This is a genomic window from Bradyrhizobium sp. MOS002 (assembly GCF_003020115.1).
Lineage (GTDB): Bacteria > Pseudomonadota > Alphaproteobacteria > Rhizobiales > Xanthobacteraceae > Bradyrhizobium.
In genome coordinates, this window is the sequence record NZ_PYFX01000001.1 from 702,972 (window position 1) to 720,454 (window position 17,483).

The window sequence follows — 17,483 nt, forward strand, 5'->3', positions numbered from 1 at the left end:
CCCTTTGTGGGATTCTCCGGCGCGCTCGAATCAACTCTTCCCGCCCGCTTCCCGACGAGACCGATGGACATGGACCTCAAAGACTTCACGGAGTTCGTGCAGACCACCGCGCGCAGCGTCGGGGCCGAAATCTCCTCGCCCTGGTTCTACCTGCAATTCGGGCTCATTCTGGCCGCGGCCGGCATCGCCTATGCCGCGGAGGCCGCCGTTCGCAGCCGGGTCGACATGACCTCGCTGGCGATGCGCTGGCCGCTGCCGCTCCGGCACTTCGTCCGGGTGATGGTCTCCAGCGCCTCGACGGCGGTGTTCACCCTGCTGGTGATCGTCTCCCGCGTGGTCATGTACCACGCGACCTGGCCGAGCCGCAGCTATCTCCTGATGGTCGCCGCCAAGCTGGGGCTGGCCTGGCTCGCGATCCGGCTGCTGACCTCGGTGCTGCGCAACGCCTTCATCGTCAAGCTGGTGTCGATCACGGCCTGGTGCATCGCGGCGCTCTCCATCGTGGGCCAGCTCGATGCGGCGGTCGACCTGCTCGATTCCTTCGCCATCGTGCTCGGCGGCCTGCGGCTGACGCCGCTGCTCGTGATCAAGGCCGGCGCGCTGCTGCTCATCGCGCTCTGGCTCACCAATATCGCCAGCAATTTCGCCGAGAGCCGGATCAACTCGACCACCGATCTGACGCCGTCGGTGCAGGTGCTGCTCGTCAAGATCATCCGCATCGGCCTGCTCGCGATCGCGATCGTGATCGCGCTCGGCACGGTCGGCATCGATCTCTCGGCGCTCGCGGTGTTTTCCGGCGCGGTCGGCGTCGGCATCGGTATCGGCCTGCAGAAGATCGTTGCCAATTTCATCTCGGGGATCATCCTGCTCGCCGACAAATCGGTGAAGCCCGGCGATCTCGTCACCATCGGCGACAACACCGGGCGGATCAGCGCGATGAAGACGCGCTATATTTCCGTCGCCGCCGGCGATGGCCGCGAATTCCTGGTGCCGAACGAGGATCTGGTGACGCAGAAGGTCGTCAACTGGACCTACACCGACAAGAACACGCTGGTGAAGATCGCCTTCGGCACCAATTACGATGCGGACCCGCGGCTGGTCTGCAAGCTCGCCGCCGAGACCGCGGCCGCGCATCCGCGCGCACAGAAGGGCAGGCCGCCGAATTCCATCCTGACCGAGTTCGCCGAAGCCGGAATGAAATTCTCGCTGACCTTCTGGATCGCCGACCCCGACGGCATGGACAACGTCAAGAGCGACGTGATGCTGGCGCTGTGGGACGCCTTCAAGCGGGAGGGCATCCGGGTTCCCTACCCCGTCCGCGAAATCCGCATCCGCGGCGGTGCCCTGCCGGTGGAAACCACCGTAGAAGTCCCGAATTGAGCCGGTTTTCGGGCGCATGCCCGCCAAGCTTGGCTTGCATGAAGGCTCGCGATCATTAAATTGGGGCCTTAAATCAGACCCTTGCGCCCACCTCGATACCGGCCCCGTGCCGAGAAGACCGCATCCGCATGAGCTACGTCGAAGCTACCGATACCTCGCTCCGCAAGACCGGGCAGATCAAGCTGCATGGACCAAGCGCCTTTGCCGGAATGCGCAAGGCGGGAGCGCTGGTGGCGAAGTGCCTCGACGAGCTCACCGACATCGTCGGGCCCGGCGTTCCGACCGACCGCATCGACCAGTTCGTCCGCGACTTCGCCTTCAGCAACAATGCCTATCCGGCGACGCTGATGTATCGCGGCTACCGCTATTCGACCTGCACCTCGCTCAACCACGTGGTCTGTCACGGCATGCCCGGCGACCGTCCGTTGAAAGAGGGCGACATCGTCAACATCGACGTCACCTTCATCGTTGACGGCTGGTACGGCGATTCCAGCCGGATGTATGCGGTCGGCCCGATCGCGCGCAAGGCCGAGCGGCTGATCGAGGTGACCTATGAAGCGATGATGCGCGGCATCGCCGCGGTGAAGCCCGGCGCCACCACCGGCGACATCGGCCACGCCATCCAGAGCTTCGTCGAGCCGCAGGCCATGAGCGTGGTGCGCGATTTCTGCGGCCATGGCCTCGGGCGCATGTTCCACGACGAGCCGAACATCATCCATATCGGCCGGCCCGGCGAGGGCGTGCAGCTCAAGCCCGGCATGTTCTTCACCATCGAGCCGATGATCAATCTCGGCAAGCCGCATGTGAAGATCCTCTCCGACGGCTGGACCGCCGTGACCCGCGACCGATCGCTGTCGGCGCAGTTCGAGCACTCCGTCGGCGTCACCGCCACCGGCGTCGAGATTTTTACGCTGTCGGAGCGGCACGGCGAGAAGCAGATCGGGTGATGGCGGCTGACGGCTGACCTTCGGGGTCGCCGGCTGGCGTGAACCGGATTTGCCGCCGCAATTGACGGTTGCAAAAACGATTGCCCGCGGCAATGCTGGCGGCCGATGCCCGCCAAACCCGACCACGACAAGAGCAAGCCCGAAGAAGCGCCGCACTATCTCGGCCATCGCGAACGGCTGCGCGAGCGCTTCTACAGCGCCGGTGCGGACGCGCTCAGCGACTACGAGCTGCTGGAGATGGCGCTGTTTCCGGCACTGCCGCGGCGTGACACCAAACCGCTGGCGAAGACGCTGATCAAGACCTTTGGTTCGTTCGCCGAGGTCGTGCACGCGCCGGTGGCGCGGCTGCGTGAGGTCGAAGGGGTGGGCGAGGCCGCGATCAACCAGCTCAAGCTGATCGCGGCGGCGGCGCATCGCGTCGCCAAGGGCGGGGTCAACAGCCGCAACGCGCTGTCGTCCTGGAACGAGGTGATCGACTATTGCCGCACCAGCATGGCATTTGCCGAGAAGGAGCAGTTTCGCCTGCTGTTCCTCGACAAGCGCAACCAGCTCATCGCCGACGAGGTGCAGCAGACCGGCACCGTCGATCACACCCCGGTCTATCCGCGCGAGGTGATCAAGCGCGCGCTGGAATTGTCCGCGACCGCGCTGATCCTGGTGCACAACCACCCCTCAGGCGATCCCTCGCCCTCGCAGGCCGACATTCAGATGACCAAGGCGATCATCGACATCGCAAAGCCGCTCGGGATCGCGGTGCACGACCACATCATCGTCGGCAAGAGCGGGCATGCGAGTTTGCGCGGGATGCGGTTGATTTAGTAGCAATATCTCGGATCGACCGGGACGTAGGAGCCGTCCCGGCGCTGCGCGTAGCAGCCGCGCTGATACGCGTAGTAGCCGGAGCGGCGGCGTTCGCCTTCAGAGGCGATCGCAGCGCCCGTGCCGGCACCGACGACCGCGCCGATGGCGGCTCCGCGGCCTCCGCCGATGGCGCCACCCACGATCGCTCCACCGACGCCGCCGAGGATGGCACCGCCAATGGCGTCCTGCGCCGCCGCCTCATGAGCCGGCATCGCCATCACGACCGCCAGACATGCCGCGATAGCGAAACTTCCAATGCGAAAACCTCGAAGCATGCTCGCCCTCCCCTGTAGTCAGACGAGTCTTAGCGCTGCAGCCGGATTCGGACCAGAAAAATCACCATTCCGAGGCCCGGCACTTCACGCGACGGCGTCGGAGGCTCGGCTCGACGGCGGCTCAGGCCATGCCGCGCGCGTAGCGCAGGCCGGCCGCTTCATCTCAAGCCTCGACCCAGCGCTGCACGGCCTCGGCGGTGTCGGCCGGCGTGGTGTTGAAGCAGATCGCGGCGTCGGGCGCCAGGCGGTGGACGAGGTTGAGCACCTTCTCGAACAGCAGCAGGCGCTCCTTCGGCTCGCGCAGGCCCGCGCCGATCACGATGCAGTCGAAATTCTCCTCGCGCAGCGCTGACGTGACGGCGGCTTCCGCCGCGGCGTCGAGATCGATCAGGCAGCTCGTGACTTCGTAACCGAGATCGCGCAGGCGCAGCAGTTGCGCATCGATATAGTCGCGCACGAGCGCCGGCGTGAGCTGCGGGAATGCACTGTAGTCCGCGTTGCCGGGTTCGATGCCGATCGCGAGGACGCGCGTGGTCATGCAGGGCTCCGTTGCCGGACTGTCTCGCGTCGCTAACCGAGCAGCGGCCCTTTCGGTTCCCTCGCGGGCGGCGCCCTGATCCCGGTCCTGCCGCACATTTTCTCGGTGAGGTTGTAACCCACTTCACACGCGGCGCCCCGCCGGCCTGCCAGACTTGCGGGAGATCACGCTGGCCTCACGCCCTGATCACGGCACCTGGTTCATTTCGACTGACGCGCAGTTGCAAAAATCCATTCATTGCGGGAGCGGAAAATGATTTCATTCGAAAGTTTGAAAAGCGAATACGAGCAGAATTGGGCCAATCTCGAGATCCGGCCTGCACGCCTCTCCGACGCGAACGCGGTCGCACGCAAGGCCATCAACGGCAAGGCGACCTATCAGCAGATCGAGCGGTTGACCGGCGTCCCCTGGCATTTCGCTGCCCTCTGCCACTACCGCGAGTCCAATTTCGATTTCGACACTTATCTCGGAAACGGAGAAACGCTTCATCGCGCGACGACGCTCGTTCCGAAAGGGCGCGGTCCGTTTGCCACGTTCGTGGACGGCGCCGTGGACGCTTTCAGAATCGAGAATTTCGTCGGCGCTCACGATTGGGGGATCGCGCGGATTCTGTTCCGGCTCGAAGCGTTCAACGGCTTCGGCTATCACGCCAAGGGCTGCAATTCGCCCTATCTCTATGGCGGTTCGACGCTGTATGGCCCGCCCGAGGCAAGAGCCGGCAAATTCGTCCGCGATCATGTGTTCGATTCGGGTCACGTCGATTCCCAGCTCGGCACCGCGGTGATCCTGCATGCAATGATGTCGCTGGATTCCTCGATCACCCTCGACGGCAGCCCGCAATTCGCGAGCCGGGCCGAACCGGAGGACGACGCGGCGTCGACGATCGTTCTCATGCAGCAGGCGCTCAACAAGCTCGGCGCCAATCCGCCACTCGCCGAGGACGGCATCAGCGGACCGAAGACCAGAACCGCGGTCTCGCAGTTTCAGCAGCAGAATGGCCTGAGGGATACCGGGCTTCTCGACGGCGCCACGGTCGCCGCCCTCACGCGCGCGGCGCAGGCGGGCCCCACCGGACCGACCGGCGATATGTCACGGATCATGAAGCGGCTGGAGGACCTCGCGCAAATGCTGCGGCCACCGGTCGGGGCTGTGACGCCGGCAACGACCACGCCGGCAACGACCGCATCGGGCAACACGCTGCCCGCCACCAATGATCCGATCAGCCTGTTCGAACGGCTCTTTTCCCTCATCAACAAGACAGCCCCCATGCCAGGCCCCCTCACCCCGACCAGCTCCGCCCCCGTCGATCAGTTGAAGCAGGTGGTCGACCTGCTCAGCACCTTGCTTAACAGGGACGGCAAGCCCGTCCTCGGCCAGGTCAATGGCGCGCTCGGCGATACCATCGGCAAGATGCTCGACGGCAAGAAGACTGCGCTCGGCATCGGCGGCTCGCTGATCACGGCGCTGCTCTCGTCGGTGACGGCGAGCCCCAACGCGGGCGGTCTTGCCGGTTTGCTCGGGACGCTCGTGTCGGCGGTGCCGGGCCTCGGCCAGTTCGCGATGCCGATCTCCCTGGCGCTCACGGCCTGGGGCGTGCTCGGCAAGATGGAGAAGTGGGCCCAAGGCACCGCGCCGCCGCCCAAGCCGACGACGTAGTCCGGTGGCCATCCTTCGAGACGCCCGCCTATGGCAGGCCCTCAGGATGAGGTCGCGTTTCGCGGCGCCTACTGGCGCAGCATGATCAGGGGATCGGCGGTATCAGGGATGCGCCGCCACTGCGCGTTGTCGTCGGCCTCGAACTGCCAGGCCTCGCCGGCCTTCGACAGCAGGATGATCTGGCCGCGCTCGAGCCGCCATTGCGTCGGGTTGAACTGCGCGATGGCCGCATCGCATTTCGGCTTGAGGAAGACCTGGAAATTGTCCGGGCCGGCTTCGGTGTTGGTCAACGTCAGCCCGCAGACCGGCTGGCCGTTGCCGCGCACGATCGACCAGTCGCCGATCATCTGGTCCATCGACTTCGCCATCGAGCGGGCGGCGGCGAGGTCCTGCAGGATGTAGACGCCCTCGCCCTGCCGCAGGCCCTCGAAGATGCCGGCCTCGACCTCGGTAAAGTCGATCACGGCTTCACCGCTCGAATCCTGCAAGCGGACGATGTCGAGACCCCTGACGCTCCAGGCGACGATGTCCTTGGTGAAAGGCAGCGCGGCCTTGCAGGCCGGCTCCAGCTCGAGCTTGAAGCCTTGCGCCGCAGCGTCGGCCTTGAGCGTGACGACGCAGGTCTTGCTGCGCTCGGTGGTCGAGAGCTCCCATTGCCCGGGCATCTCCTTCTTCAGGGTCGTCGTATCCTGCGCATGCGCAGTGGTGATCGCGGCAACGCATGCCGCGATCACAATTGTTACGACCCGAAGACCTCTCATCAGCGCCCCCTAAACGGCGTTTCGGCAACCGGCGTCAACGGCGCCTTGCCTGAGAACCAGGACTTGAGATTGTCGACCACAAGCTGATCCATCGCGTTGCGCGTCACCACCGAGGCCGAGCCGATATGCGGCAGCAGCACGACATTCTGCATGGTCTTGAGCTCGTCCGGCACGTTCGGCTCGGCCGCGAACACGTCGAGACCGGCGGCGAGGATGGTGCCGGACTTGAGCGCCTGGACCAGCGCCGGTTCGTCGATCACCGAGCCGCGCGCGACGTTGACCAGCACACCGCGCGGGCCGAGCGCCTTCAGCACCTCGGCGTTGATCATTTTGTTCGTGCTGGCGCCACCGGGCACGATCACCATCAGCGTGTCCACCGCCTTCGCCATCTCGATCAGGTCGGGGTAGTGCTTGTAGGAGACGTCCTTGGACGGATTGCGGGTGTGATAGACCACCGGCACCAGCGAGGCATCGAGCCGGCGGGCGATCGCCTGTCCGATCCGGCCCATGCCGACGATGCCGACCTTGCGATCGCGCAGCGAGCCGACGCTGAGCGGATAGTTCTGGGTCTGCCAGAGACCGGAGCGCACATAACGGTCGGCCTTGATGAACTCGCGCACCGTGGAGATCAGAAGCCCCATCGCGACGTCGGCGACCTCCTCGGTCAGCACGTCGGGCGTATTGGTGACGATGATGTTGTGCTCGGCGGCGTATTTGGCGTCGACGTGGTCGTAGCCGACGCCGAAGCTCGCCACCATCTCGATTTTGGGCAATTGCGACAGCGACTGCTTGTCGGCACGCACGGTGTGATAGGTCACCGCCACGCCGCGGATCCTTTCGCGAACCGCCGGCGTCAGCCGCTCGAGGTCGCCTCGCGTCTCCGCCTTGTGCACGACGAAATGATCGGAAAACCCGTTCTCGAGGATCGGCCGGACCGGCCCATAAATCAGAAGGTCGATCTTTTCGGACGAAATCGAACCGGTGGTCATCAGTTGTCCTTTCCAAGCGCGCTCTCGTGCCAGCGCCGTAAAACGAGGTGGGAAACTAGCGCCAGCACCCCATAGATGACAATCCCGGCCAGCGACAACAGCAGCAGCGCTGCGAACATGCGGGGTATGTTCAAGCGGTAGCCGGATTCTGCGATCCTGTAGGCGAGCCCGGATCCGGCTCCGGCCGTTCCCGCCGCGATCTCGGCCACGACCGCGCCGATCAGCGACAGGCCGCCGGCAATGCGCAGGCCGCCGAGAATATAAGGCAGCGCCGCCGGCAGCTTGAGAAAGCGCAGGGTCTGCTGCGGCGAGGCGCCATAGAGCTGGAACAGGCCGGCGAGATTGCGATCGACCGAATTGAGCCCGAGCGTGGTGTTCGACAGCACCGGGAAGAAGGCGACGATGAAGGCGCAGACCACGACCGCGGTCTGCTGCTCCAGATAGATCAGCAGCAGCGGCGCGATCGCGATGACCGGCGTGACCTGAAGCACTACGGCATAGGGGAACAGCGATGCTTCCACCCATTTGGACTGGTTGAACAGCAGCGCCAGCGCGATGCCGCCGATGCTGGCTGCGACAAAGCCTTCAAGTGTGGTCAGCAGCGTCGCCGCGAGCGATTGTGACAGCACCGCCCAATCCTTGATCAGCGTCAGGAAAATGACGGAGGGGGCCGGCAGCACGTAAGGCGGGATGTCCTTGATGCGGACCACGAGTTCCCAGGCGAGGAGTCCGGCCGCGAACACGATGACCGGCAGCACGAAGCGCAACGCGCGTTTTGCGCCGGACGGCTTCGCAGTGACAGAAGCTTGCGCGTTCATAGCGTCGACTGCCCTGCATAGGACGGCGCCAGCGCCGCCGACACTTTCCGGCAATAATCGGAATAGGCGACTGAAGTGCGAAACTCCTCGCCGCGCGGCTCGACCGTCTCGATGCGGATGTCGGCCTGGATGCGGCCCGGCCGCGCCGTCATGACCACCACGCGCTGCGACAGATAGACGGATTCGAACACCGAATGCGTGACGAAGATGACGGTCTTGCCAAGCCTGCGCCACAGCGCCAGCAAATCATTGTTGAGGCGGAAGCGCGTGATTTCGTCGAGCGCCGCGAACGGCTCATCCATCAGGAGGATATCAGGGTCGGTGACGAGCGCGCGCGCCAGCGACACCCGCATTTTCATGCCGCCGGAAAGCTCGCGCGGAAAAGCGTCGGCGAAATCGGCAAGCCCGACGCTGGCCAACGCCTCGTCGGCACGCGCGCGCGATTCCGCCTTCGGAACGCCTGCGAGCTTCAGCGGCAACCGCACGTTCTCGCGCACGCTGGTCCAGGGCATCAGGGTCGGCTCCTGAAACACGAAGCCGATGCCGTGACCTAACTGTACAAGACCTGGCTGAACAAGACCTGGCTGCGCCTTGTCCTCCTGACGCGCCAGCCCCACGATGCCGGACGACGGCGCGCTGAGCTCGGCGATCAGCCGGAGCGCGGTGGATTTGCCGCAACCTGACGGGCCCAGCAGCGAGATGAACTCGCCCTTGCGCACCGCAAGATCGAGCGGGCCGAGCGCCAGCACGCCGTTGTCATAGGTCTTCGTCACGCCGCGCAGGCTGACAGCCAGGGCCGTCAGGCCGGTCTCGACCCCCGACGACGTTTGGACTGATGACATCGGCCTTGCGCTACGGCTTGCTCGGGCGCAGTTCGGCGCCGACGCCCTTGTTGACGAAGCGCAGCGTATAGGATTTGCGAAAATCGAGGTCTGCCTTCACGACGCCTGCCTTCACCATCTTGTTGAAGAAGGAGGTGTAGCGCTCGTCGCTCATCGCGCCGATGCCGTTCTTCAGCGAATCGCCGGAATCGACGATGCCGTATTCCTTCATCTTGGCGACCGAATAGGCGAGCAGCTCGTCGGTCATCTCCGGATTGAGCTTCTTGATCATGGCGTTGCCCGCGGAATTGTCGCGGTAGATGTAATTGTACCAGCCGACCATGGAAGCATCGACGAAGCGCTGCACCATGTCGGGCTTCTTCTCGACCACGTCGCGGCGGCTCTCGATCAGGGTCGAATAGGTGTTGAAGCCGTAATCGGCAAGCAGCAACACGTTGGGCTTGAAGCCGGCGGCCTTCTCGACCGCGAAGGGCTCCGAGGTGACGTAACCCTGCATCGCGCTCTTGGGATTGGCGATGAAGGGCTGCGGATTGAAATTATAGGGGCGAACGTTCTTCTCGCTGAAACCGTATTCGGATTTGAGCCACTGGAAATAGCTGGTCATGCCCTCCTTGGAGACGAACAGCGTCAGCGGCTTGAGGTCCTCGATCTTGGCGATTTTGGCATCAGGCTGCGTCAGCATCACCTGCGGATCCTTCTGGAAGACCGCGGCGATGGTGACGACCGGGACGTTGTTGGCGACCGCGTCGAACGACATCAGCGTGTTCGCGGCCATGAAGAAATCGATCTTGCCGGCGATCAGCAGCATCCGGTTGTTCTCGTTGGGACCACCGGGAACGATGGTGACGTCGAGCCCATATTTCTTATAGGTGCCGTCGGCGACCGCCTGGAAAAAGCCGCCATGCTCGGCCTCGGCGACCCAATTGGTGCCGAACATGACCTTGTCCAGAGTTTCGGCGCGCGCCGGGACGACCGAGACGAAAGCGGCCATCAGGCCCGCCGTTAAGGCTCGCCGCAGATGAGATGGGCTCATGATGGGACTCCGTCGATCGCTGCTGGCCCATGTGAAGGCAACGCGATAAAACCACAAGACGTTCGAGGACGCGCGCCGACCAGGCCTGCGTCTCCTGATACCCAAATTACGTGACAAATTCGGGCAAAGAAACCTTGATGACGCCTTCCCGCGACTGGACCGAGATCCGCTGGGCCGATGCCGGCACAGCCGAGGTGTCGCGCTGGATCGCAGTGCTGCCGCTGGCGGCGACCGAACAGCACGGCCCGCATCTGCCGCTCGAGACCGACGTGCTGATCGCGGACGCCTATCTCGCGCGGGCGCGCGAACTTCTGCCCGGGAGCGTTCCGGCCAGTTTCCTGCCCGTTGAACCGATCGGGATTTCCACCGAGCATATCGACTATCCGGGCACGCAGACGCTGCCGACTGACATCGCGTTGAAAAAATGGACCGCGATTGGCGAAGACGTCGCGCGCCGCGGATTGAAGAAGCTCGTCATCATCACCAGCCATGGCGGCAACAGCGCGGCCATGATGCTGATCGCGCAGGATCTTCGCGCGCATCAGAAGTTGTTCGTGGTGACGACGTCGTGGTCGCGGCTGTCGGGCGCGGACCAGCTGTTCCCGGCGGACGAAGTGCGCCACGGCATTCACGGCGGCGCGGTCGAGACCTCGATCATGCTGGCGCGCTATCCCGATCAGGTGCGCGTTGATGCGATCGCGGATTTTCCCGCGAGCAGCATCGCGATGGAGCAGCAATATCGCTGGCTATCGACGCAGCGACCCGCGCCGTTCGCCTGGCAGGCGCAGGATCTCAACCCGAGCGGCGCCGTCGGCAACGCGACGCTGGCCGTGGCCGCGAAGGGCGAGCAGCTGATCGATCAGGGCGCCCGCGCTTTTTGCGAGCTGCTTGCCGAAGTTGATAACTTCGACGTGAACAGACTCGCCAAAGGCCCGCTCGGCTAGCGCTTATCCTCCTGGAATCGTTCGGGAAAGAGTCAAACTCGAGCTCCGCTTTTGTCGGTTTCGAACCGGACGCGCGGAGCCTCCGTCCAACTCGGTACGCGGGCCACAACGGACCGCCTCAACCCGGATGGAGTTTCCCATGTCGATCAAGACCAAGATTTTCGCAGTTGCCCTCACCGCGCTCACCCTGACCGGCAGCGTCGTCGCCACCACCTCGCAGGCGCAAGCCAAGCCGCTCGGCTGGGGCGTCGGCGTCGGGCTGGGCATCGCCACCGCCGCCGTCGTCGGCTCCGCGATCGCCGCCAGCAACGACCCCTATTACAACGGCTATCACCGCTGCGGCTGGGCCGCCCAGTACAACGCCTTTGGCCAGTACGTTGGCCGCGTGCGTACCTGCTTCTGATTTGAGTCCCTGAGGCCGATCTCACGTGGATCCTGCGTCCGACACGGGCGCCTCATCCACCCCGTGTCGTGCCCCCGACCCCGCCCGGATGTCCCCCCGGGCGGGGTCAACTGTTTTTGCGCCTCGGGAATTTGTTGCAGTCCTGTCACAGAGCGGTGCGAACCATCGCCTGCGGCAATTCGCACTAGTTGCTATTGCGAATTAATCGCAATAAGGTTCGCAACAGGCTCAGGGGCTTGGGAAGACGTCGCGCCGGATCGAGATCATCTCGTTCGATCGCGGAGCACCTAATCCTGATGACAGGGTCGCCGCGAATCGGCAGGGATAGTGCGGCGAGTGGACACATTCGCGTTTGGGGGCGTGCGTTTTGACGTTGAGGGGTCACCGTTACAGGTATTTGCGGACGGCCGCGGCGATTGCCTCGGGCGTATTGGCTTTTCCCGCCACCAGCCGCGCGGCCGATCTGCCGCTGAAGGCACCTGCGCTGAAGGCCGTCTATGACTGGACCGGCCTTTATATCGGTGCGCATGCCGGTTTCACCCGCGGCACGTCCTCGGCCACGCTGGCCGATCCCACGGTCGCGACCGACAATCATGGGTTCACCGGCGCGACCGGCGGCGTGCAGGCCGGCTACAACTGGCGGCTCAATTCGGGTTTCCTGCTCGGCGTCGAAGGCGACATCTCCTTCCCCAACTATCTGCCCTCCAACCATGTGGTGTCGTCGGCTGCGACCGCGCTGTCGAGTGCGGAGGAACGTTGGGACTATGTTGCGAGCCTGCGCGCGCGGCTCGGCTACACCACCGGCGCCTTTCTGTTCTACGCGACCGGCGGCGCCGCTTTTGCCGGTGAACGCTTTCTGGCGACGCCGACAGGCGGCAACGAGGAAAAGGTGTTGCACACGCGGTTCGGCTGGACCGCCGGCGGCGGCGTCGAATACGCCTTCGCGCCGCACTGGAGTGCGCGGCTCGAATATCTCTACAGCAAGTTCGAGAACGCCAACGTCACCTTCCCTTCCGGCGCGCAATATTCGTCGTCGATGGATTTCCAGAGCCTGCGGATCGGCCTCAATCGCAAGATCGACTGGCCGGGCATGCCGACCTACAACCCGAAGTCGGATGTGACGGATACCGAGTCCAGCCGCTGGGAGATTCACGGCCAGTCGACCGTGCTGGGGCAGGGCTACCCCGCGTTCCACGCGCCCTATACCGGAACGAACAGCCTGCTCCCGTCGCCGGATTTCCAGCAGACCTGGAGCAACTCGCTCTACCTGAATGCGCGGCTATGGGATGGCGGCGAGGTCTATTTCAATCCCGAGCTGCTGCAAGGTTTCGGCTTCAACAACACGACGGGTGCCGCGGGCTTCCCCAACGGCGAAGCGCAGAAGTCCGGCTTTCCCTATCCGCACTTCAACGCCTCGCGACTGTTCGTGCGCCACACCTTCGGCTTCGGCGGCGAGCAGGAAGAGTTGGCCAGCGGCCAGTTCCAGCTTGCCGGCAAGGCCGACGTCTCGCGCCTGACCTTGCAGGTCGGCAAGCTCTCCGTAGTCGACGTGTTCGACGGCAATTCCTATGCGCATGATCCGCGCAAGGACTTTATGAACTGGTCGATCTGGGCGTCCGGCGCCTTCGATTACGCCGCCGACAAGCTCGGCCTCGGCTACGGCGCCACGGCCGAATTGAACCAGAAGCAATGGGCACTACGCGCCGGCTACTTCCTGATGGACGCGCAGTCCAACTCGAACAATTTCGACATGAATATCGGCCGCCGCGGCGAATATGTCGCGGAGCTCGAGATGCGCTTTTCGCTGTTCGGCCAGCCCGGCAAGCTGCGCACACTCGGCTTCGTCAACAGCGCTAATTCCGGCAGCTATCGCGAGACGCTGGACAATCCCCTGCTCAACCTCGACATCAGCCAGACCCGCCGCGGCCGGCTCAAATACGGCTACGCGCTCAATCTCGAACAGGCCATCACCGACGACATCGGCGTATTCGGCCGCTGGAGCTGGAACGACGGCCGCAACGAGATCATGGCCTTCACCGACATCGACCGCAGCCTGTCCGGCGGCGTCTCGGTGAAGGGAGCGAAATGGGGCCGGCCCGACGACGTCGTCGCCATTGCCGGCGCGATCAACGGCCTCTCGCAGGACCATCGCGACTTCATCGCCGCCGGCGGTCTCGGTCCGCTGATCGGCGACGGCCAACTCAACTACCGCAGGGAACGCGTGCTGGAGACCTATTACGCCTACGCGCTCAACAAGGCGCTGACCTTCACCGCGGACTACCAGCTCATCGTCAACCCCGCCTACAACGCTGATCGCGGGCCGGTGTCGGTGTTCTCAGGTCGGCTGCACGGCGAGTTCTGATCGCTCCCCGCGATACGTTTCCTACGCGGCCCGGATCGCGTCCAGGAACTTTCCGACCTCCACCTTGAGACGGCTGCTCTCGCCGGAGAGCGACTTCGCTGACGCAAGCACGGTGGAGGAGGCCGATCCGGTCTGGCTCGCGCCGCGCTGCACGTCGACGATGCTGGCGGAGACCTGTTGGGTGCCGCGTGCCGCCTGCTGCACGTTGCGGGAAATCTCCCGCGTCGCCGCCCCCTGCTCCTCGACCGCGGAGGCGATCGCCGATGCAATCTCGGACATGCGGGTGATGGTGTCGCCGATCGACTTGATGGCGCCGACCGAATCTTCCGTCGCGCTCTGGATTCCCGTGATCTGCTGGCTGATCTCGCCGGTGGCCTTGGCGGTCTGCTCGGCGAGTGCCTTGACCTCGGAGGCGACCACGGCGAAGCCGCGCCCGGCCTCGCCGGCGCGCGCAGCCTCGATCGTTGCATTGAGCGCGAGAAGATTGGTCTGTCCCGCGATCTGGCTGATGAGCTCGACCACGTCGCCGATCCGTCCGGCAGCCTTGGCGAGCTCGCCGACATAGTCGTTGGTCCGCGCTGCCTGCTGCACCGCTTCGCTGGCCACGCGCGCGGAGTCCTGGACCTGCCGGCCGATCTCGTCGACCGAGGACGCCATCTCCTCCGCGGCCGCGGCAACGGTCTGCACGTTGCTGGAGGCCTGCTCGGAGGCGGCCGCGACGGTCGCGGTGACCTTTTCCGATTGGTCGGCGGTGCTCGTCAGCGTTCCCGCCGACACTTCCAGCTCCGAGGATGCCGACGAGACGGTGTTGATGACCTCGCCGATCAACGCTTCGAAATCGCGCGCGATCTGGTCCATGCGCTGGCTGCGCTGGAGTTTCGCCTCGGCTTCCACCGCGGCGGCCTCGTCGGCGGCTTTCTTGGCGGAGAGCGAGTCCTTGAAGTGCTGGAGCGAGCCCGCCACCTGGCTGATCTCGTCATTGCGGCCGGTCACGGGAATCTCGACCTCGTGCTGCCCGGCGGCAAGCGTTGCGATCACGTCCGCGAGCCGGCTCAGCGGCGTCACCACGCGCCTGCGCAGCATCATGGTCACGCCTCCGAGTGTCCCCAGCAGCGCCAGCACCGCCACGCCCGCGAGCGCGAACATCGCCAGCGCGCCGTCGCGCGCGGCCGAGGCGCGCTCGGCGGCTTCGGCCAGCGCGGCATCGCGCACGCCGTAGAACATCTGGATGGCAGGTACGATGACGGTGGCCAGCTCTTCGGCGTTGATGCCGTACTTGCCGTCGCCACGTGCCGCGGGCATCTCCTTGTCCACGACGGGCGCCGCTTTTCCGAAATATGAATCCGTCGCCGCTTTCAGCGCGGTGACGATGCGGGGCGGGCTTCCGAGCTGGTCGATGCCGGCCTCGATGCGCTCGCGGTCGGCCTCGACACGCCCCTGCATACGATCCATCAGCGCGAATTCGCTCGCCGTGAGTGGGCGGCGGGCGCTCAGCGCGGGCGACAGCGTGGCGGCGCGGCTGCCGGCCGAGACGCGCAGATCCTGCGCCGTTCGCGCCAGGCTCAACAGCGCCGCAAGCGAGGAATCGGCATTGATGACCTTCGCTTCGAGCCGGTTCATGATCGGCTCGATATTGCCGATGACCTCGGCAACGCCCGGAAGGAAGCCCTTGATCACAACGCTGTCGCGCGTCGCCAGCGGAACGCTCATCGCGCGATCTGCCGCCGTGGTGATATCCTTGAGCCGCCGCGCGGTTCGGTCCAGGTTTTCGATCATCGGTCCGGCATCATCCAGCACCATGATGGCGCGCCTAGCCCCCTCGAATGCGGCATCGACCGCTTTCGCGGCCTTCGCGGCGGCTTCGATCTGGACCTGCGTCGCAGCGTTCTCCTGGAAAATCGGGGAAATGTAGGGGGCACGAAGGCTGGCAATGTGCTGACTGACCGTCAGGGTCGCACCAAAGGCGTCGACCGTCTTGATCGCGTCGGAGCGGTTCGCGAAGATACGCGCCTGGGGTACGAGCACCTCGGCGCCAAGGATGACTGCAAAAATCGTCACCGTCAGCATCGACAGCGCAAAGAGCTTCCCGATCCGCATCTTGGTCCCCCGAATACATTCCTGCAAATGTCGAGAACCTAGCTGGTCGCCGCTAAGAGGCCGTTAAGCAACGGCATGGCCGTAGTTCCGCGGGGTATTGGGCTTCGAGTGCCTTCCGGGATGGTATCGGCGAAGTTCCTTCGCGATGCCTGATGCGACAGAATCATCAGCATTTCTTCCTCGAATACCTATATCAATGCCTGGGCCGCCATCCGCGCCACACTCCCTTACCTCGGAACGTCAATGCTCTCCGCCGAACTTGCCATCGTCGTCGTCCTGATCGTCATCAACGGCTTGCTGTCCATGTCCGAACTGGCCGTGGTCTCGTCACGCCCGGCCCGGCTGTCGATGCTCGCCGCCAAGGGCGTCCGCGGCGCCGAGCGGGCACTGACGCTCGCGGCCGATCCCGGCAAATTCCTTTCGACGGTGCAGATCGGGATCACGCTGGTCGGCGTGCTCTCCGGCGCGTTCTCGGGCGCGACGCTCGGACAGCGGCTGACGCAATGGCTGCTCGAGCTTGGCCTGTCCGCAGGAATTGCCGACATCGTCGGAGTGGGCCTGGTCGTCACGCTCATCACCTACGCCACCCTGATCGTCGGCGAGCTGGTGCCGAAGCAGGTGGCGCTGCGCGATCCCGAGAGCATCGCGGTCAGGGTTGCACCCGCGATGCACGTGCTTGCGAAGGTCTCGCTGCCGCTGGTCTTCCTGCTCGATCTCTCCGGCAAGCTGATCCTCACGCTGCTCGGCCATGGCGGCAAGTCCGAAGAGAAGGTGTCGGAAGACGAGATCCATCATCTCGTCAGCGAGGCCGAAAACGCGGGCGTGCTCGAGTCAGGTGAAAAGGAGATGATCGCGGGCGTGATGCGGCTCGGCGACCGGCCGGTCGGCGCCATCATGACGCCGCGCACGGAGGTCAACGAGATCGACTTGAACGATCCGCCGGAGAGCATTCAAGCGATCATCGCCAAAAGTCCGCATTCGCGCTTTCCCGTGTCCGATGGCGACCGCGACAAGCCGATCGGCGTGCTCCAGGCCAAGGATCTGCTCGTCGCCTTCATGAATGAGCGCACGCCGGATTTGCGCGTGCTGGTCCGCGAGGCGCCCGGCATTCCTGCCTCCGCCGATGCCCGCGACGTGCTGGCGATCCTGAAGGCTGCGCCGGTGCATGTCGGCCTCGTCTACGACGAATACGGCGCCTTCGAAGGCATTGTGACGACGGCTGACATTCTGGAATCGATCGTCGGCGCCTTCCATTCCGAGGAAGGCCCGCCGGAGCCGGCCTACGTCAAGCGCGCGGACGATTCGCTGCTGGTCTCAGGCTGGATGCCGGTCGACGAATTCGGCGAGCTGCTCGGCATCGAACTGCCGCCGCACCGCTACAACACGGTCGCCGGCCTCGTGCTGCAACAGTTCAACGTGCTGCCTGATGTCGGAGACGCCTTCGACTTCGGCGGCTGGCACATCGAGGTGGTCGATCTCGACGGACGGAGGATCGACAAGATTCTCGCGAGCCGGCGGAGCGAAGTAGAGACGGGGTGAGCGAGCGGCGACGTGAGGTGGTGCACCGAACTCTCCAC

Annotated in this window: 16 protein-coding genes; 8 read left to right on the forward strand and 8 right to left on the reverse strand. The window is 64.7% G+C overall.

All coding sequences use genetic code 11. The features are described from left to right. Positions 1-63 precede the first annotated feature (63 nt). From C7G41_RS03580 to radC, 3 genes are all read left to right on the forward strand, one after another. Positions 64-1,380, forward strand: a complete 1,317-nt coding sequence (locus tag C7G41_RS03580) for a mechanosensitive ion channel family protein (RefSeq protein ID WP_199198107.1) — start codon at positions 64-66, stop codon at positions 1,378-1,380. Positions 1,381-1,508: 128 nt separating this feature from the next. After that, positions 1,509-2,327 (forward strand): type I methionyl aminopeptidase, encoded by an 819-nt coding sequence (gene map / locus C7G41_RS03585; RefSeq protein WP_018460078.1) that lies wholly within the window; start codon positions 1,509-1,511, stop codon positions 2,325-2,327. Between the two features lie 105 nt (positions 2,328-2,432). After that, entirely contained in the window at positions 2,433-3,146 is a 714-nt protein-coding gene (gene radC / locus C7G41_RS03590) for a DNA repair protein RadC (protein ID WP_106941248.1), read from the forward strand. Here radC and C7G41_RS03595 read toward each other — a convergent pair. After that, entirely contained in the window at positions 3,143-3,463 is a 321-nt protein-coding gene (locus C7G41_RS03595) for a glycine zipper domain-containing protein (protein WP_106941249.1), read from the reverse strand. The genes radC and C7G41_RS03595 overlap by 4 nt on opposite strands. A 163-nt stretch (positions 3,464-3,626) precedes the next feature. Further along, on the reverse strand, positions 3,627-4,001 hold the full coding sequence (locus C7G41_RS03600) for a hypothetical protein (protein WP_106941250.1): 375 nt from the start codon (positions 3,999-4,001) through the stop codon (positions 3,627-3,629). A 252-nt stretch (positions 4,002-4,253) separates the two neighbouring features. Here C7G41_RS03600 and C7G41_RS03605 point away from each other — a divergent pair, with 252 nt between their 5' ends. Next, complete coding sequence (locus C7G41_RS03605) at positions 4,254-5,657, forward strand: peptidoglycan-binding protein (RefSeq protein ID WP_106941251.1); 1,404 nt, start codon at positions 4,254-4,256, stop codon at positions 5,655-5,657. Positions 5,658-5,725: 68 nt separating this feature from the next. Here the strand turns inward: C7G41_RS03605 and C7G41_RS03610 are convergent, their stop codons facing one another. Genes C7G41_RS03610 through C7G41_RS03630 form a run of 5 tightly spaced genes read right to left on the reverse strand, consistent with a single transcriptional unit; the run spans position 5,726 to position 10,100 of the window. Further along, positions 5,726-6,418 (reverse strand): AprI/Inh family metalloprotease inhibitor, encoded by a 693-nt coding sequence (locus tag C7G41_RS03610; protein WP_106941252.1) that lies wholly within the window; start codon positions 6,416-6,418, stop codon positions 5,726-5,728. Next, entirely contained in the window at positions 6,418-7,407 is a 990-nt protein-coding gene (locus tag C7G41_RS03615) for a 2-hydroxyacid dehydrogenase (protein ID WP_106941253.1), read from the reverse strand. Before C7G41_RS03615 ends, C7G41_RS03610 begins: the two co-directional genes overlap by 1 nt. After that, complete coding sequence (locus C7G41_RS03620; RefSeq protein WP_106941254.1) at positions 7,407-8,225, reverse strand: ABC transporter permease; 819 nt, start codon at positions 8,223-8,225, stop codon at positions 7,407-7,409. Before C7G41_RS03620 ends, C7G41_RS03615 begins: the two co-directional genes overlap by 1 nt. After that, positions 8,222-9,067 (reverse strand): ABC transporter ATP-binding protein, encoded by an 846-nt coding sequence (locus C7G41_RS03625; RefSeq protein ID WP_106941255.1) that lies wholly within the window; start codon positions 9,065-9,067, stop codon positions 8,222-8,224. Before C7G41_RS03625 ends, C7G41_RS03620 begins: the two co-directional genes overlap by 4 nt. 10 nt (positions 9,068-9,077) lie before the next feature. Next, positions 9,078-10,100 carry an ABC transporter substrate-binding protein gene (locus C7G41_RS03630; RefSeq protein WP_106941256.1) on the reverse strand — a complete coding sequence of 341 codons (1,023 nt, stop codon included), beginning with the start codon at positions 10,098-10,100 and terminating at the stop codon, positions 9,078-9,080. A gap of 137 nt (positions 10,101-10,237) precedes the next feature. Here C7G41_RS03630 and C7G41_RS03635 point away from each other — a divergent pair, with 137 nt between their 5' ends. The 3 genes from C7G41_RS03635 to C7G41_RS03645 all read left to right on the forward strand — a co-directional run bounded on the left by C7G41_RS03635 (position 10,238) and on the right by C7G41_RS03645 (position 13,809). Continuing rightward, on the forward strand, positions 10,238-11,044 hold the full coding sequence (locus C7G41_RS03635; RefSeq protein ID WP_106941257.1) for a creatininase family protein: 807 nt from the start codon (positions 10,238-10,240) through the stop codon (positions 11,042-11,044). Positions 11,045-11,183: 139 nt separating this feature from the next. After that, positions 11,184-11,447 carry a hypothetical protein gene (locus tag C7G41_RS03640; RefSeq protein WP_007597808.1) on the forward strand — a complete coding sequence of 88 codons (264 nt, stop codon included), beginning with the start codon at positions 11,184-11,186 and terminating at the stop codon, positions 11,445-11,447. Between the two features lie 397 nt (positions 11,448-11,844). Then, positions 11,845-13,809, forward strand: a complete 1,965-nt coding sequence (locus C7G41_RS03645; protein WP_199198108.1) for a carbohydrate porin — start codon at positions 11,845-11,847, stop codon at positions 13,807-13,809. A 21-nt stretch (positions 13,810-13,830) separates the two neighbouring features. On the opposite strand, the gene C7G41_RS03650 is transcribed toward C7G41_RS03645, so the two are convergent. Next, complete coding sequence (locus C7G41_RS03650; protein WP_106941260.1) at positions 13,831-15,906, reverse strand: methyl-accepting chemotaxis protein; 2,076 nt, start codon at positions 15,904-15,906, stop codon at positions 13,831-13,833. Between the two features lie 243 nt (positions 15,907-16,149). Here C7G41_RS03650 and C7G41_RS03655 point away from each other — a divergent pair, with 243 nt between their 5' ends. Beyond that, positions 16,150-17,445, forward strand: coding sequence for a hemolysin family protein (locus tag C7G41_RS03655; RefSeq protein WP_106941261.1), 1,296 nt, complete (start codon positions 16,150-16,152; stop codon positions 17,443-17,445). Positions 17,446-17,483: the final 38 nt, after the last annotated feature.

Bases quoted from the DNA above. Each gene is read 5' to 3' on its own strand.
- C7G41_RS03655 (WP_106941261.1), top strand. From the start codon at position 16,150: ATGCTCTCCGCCGAACTTGCCATCGTCGTCGTCCTGATCGTCATCAAC.
- C7G41_RS03615 (WP_106941253.1), bottom strand. From the start codon at position 7,407: ATGACCACCGGTTCGATTTCGTCCGAAAAGATCGACCTTCTGATTTAT.
- C7G41_RS03580 (WP_199198107.1), top strand. From the start codon at position 64: ATGGACATGGACCTCAAAGACTTCACGGAGTTCGTGCAGACCACCGCG.
- radC (WP_106941248.1), top strand. From the start codon at position 2,433: ATGCCCGCCAAACCCGACCACGACAAGAGCAAGCCCGAAGAAGCGCCG.
- C7G41_RS03650 (WP_106941260.1), bottom strand. From the start codon at position 15,906: ATGCGGATCGGGAAGCTCTTTGCGCTGTCGATGCTGACGGTGACGATT.
- C7G41_RS03640 (WP_007597808.1), top strand. From the start codon at position 11,184: ATGTCGATCAAGACCAAGATTTTCGCAGTTGCCCTCACCGCGCTCACC.
- C7G41_RS03635 (WP_106941257.1), top strand. From the start codon at position 10,238: ATGACGCCTTCCCGCGACTGGACCGAGATCCGCTGGGCCGATGCCGGC.
- C7G41_RS03595 (WP_106941249.1), bottom strand. From the start codon at position 3,463: ATGCTTCGAGGTTTTCGCATTGGAAGTTTCGCTATCGCGGCATGTCTG.
- C7G41_RS03600 (WP_106941250.1), bottom strand. From the start codon at position 4,001: ATGACCACGCGCGTCCTCGCGATCGGCATCGAACCCGGCAACGCGGAC.
- C7G41_RS03610 (WP_106941252.1), bottom strand. From the start codon at position 6,418: ATGAGAGGTCTTCGGGTCGTAACAATTGTGATCGCGGCATGCGTTGCC.
- C7G41_RS03605 (WP_106941251.1), top strand. From the start codon at position 4,254: ATGATTTCATTCGAAAGTTTGAAAAGCGAATACGAGCAGAATTGGGCC.
- C7G41_RS03620 (WP_106941254.1), bottom strand. From the start codon at position 8,225: ATGAACGCGCAAGCTTCTGTCACTGCGAAGCCGTCCGGCGCAAAACGC.
- map (WP_018460078.1), top strand. From the start codon at position 1,509: ATGAGCTACGTCGAAGCTACCGATACCTCGCTCCGCAAGACCGGGCAG.
- C7G41_RS03625 (WP_106941255.1), bottom strand. From the start codon at position 9,067: ATGTCATCAGTCCAAACGTCGTCGGGGGTCGAGACCGGCCTGACGGCC.
- C7G41_RS03630 (WP_106941256.1), bottom strand. From the start codon at position 10,100: ATGAGCCCATCTCATCTGCGGCGAGCCTTAACGGCGGGCCTGATGGCC.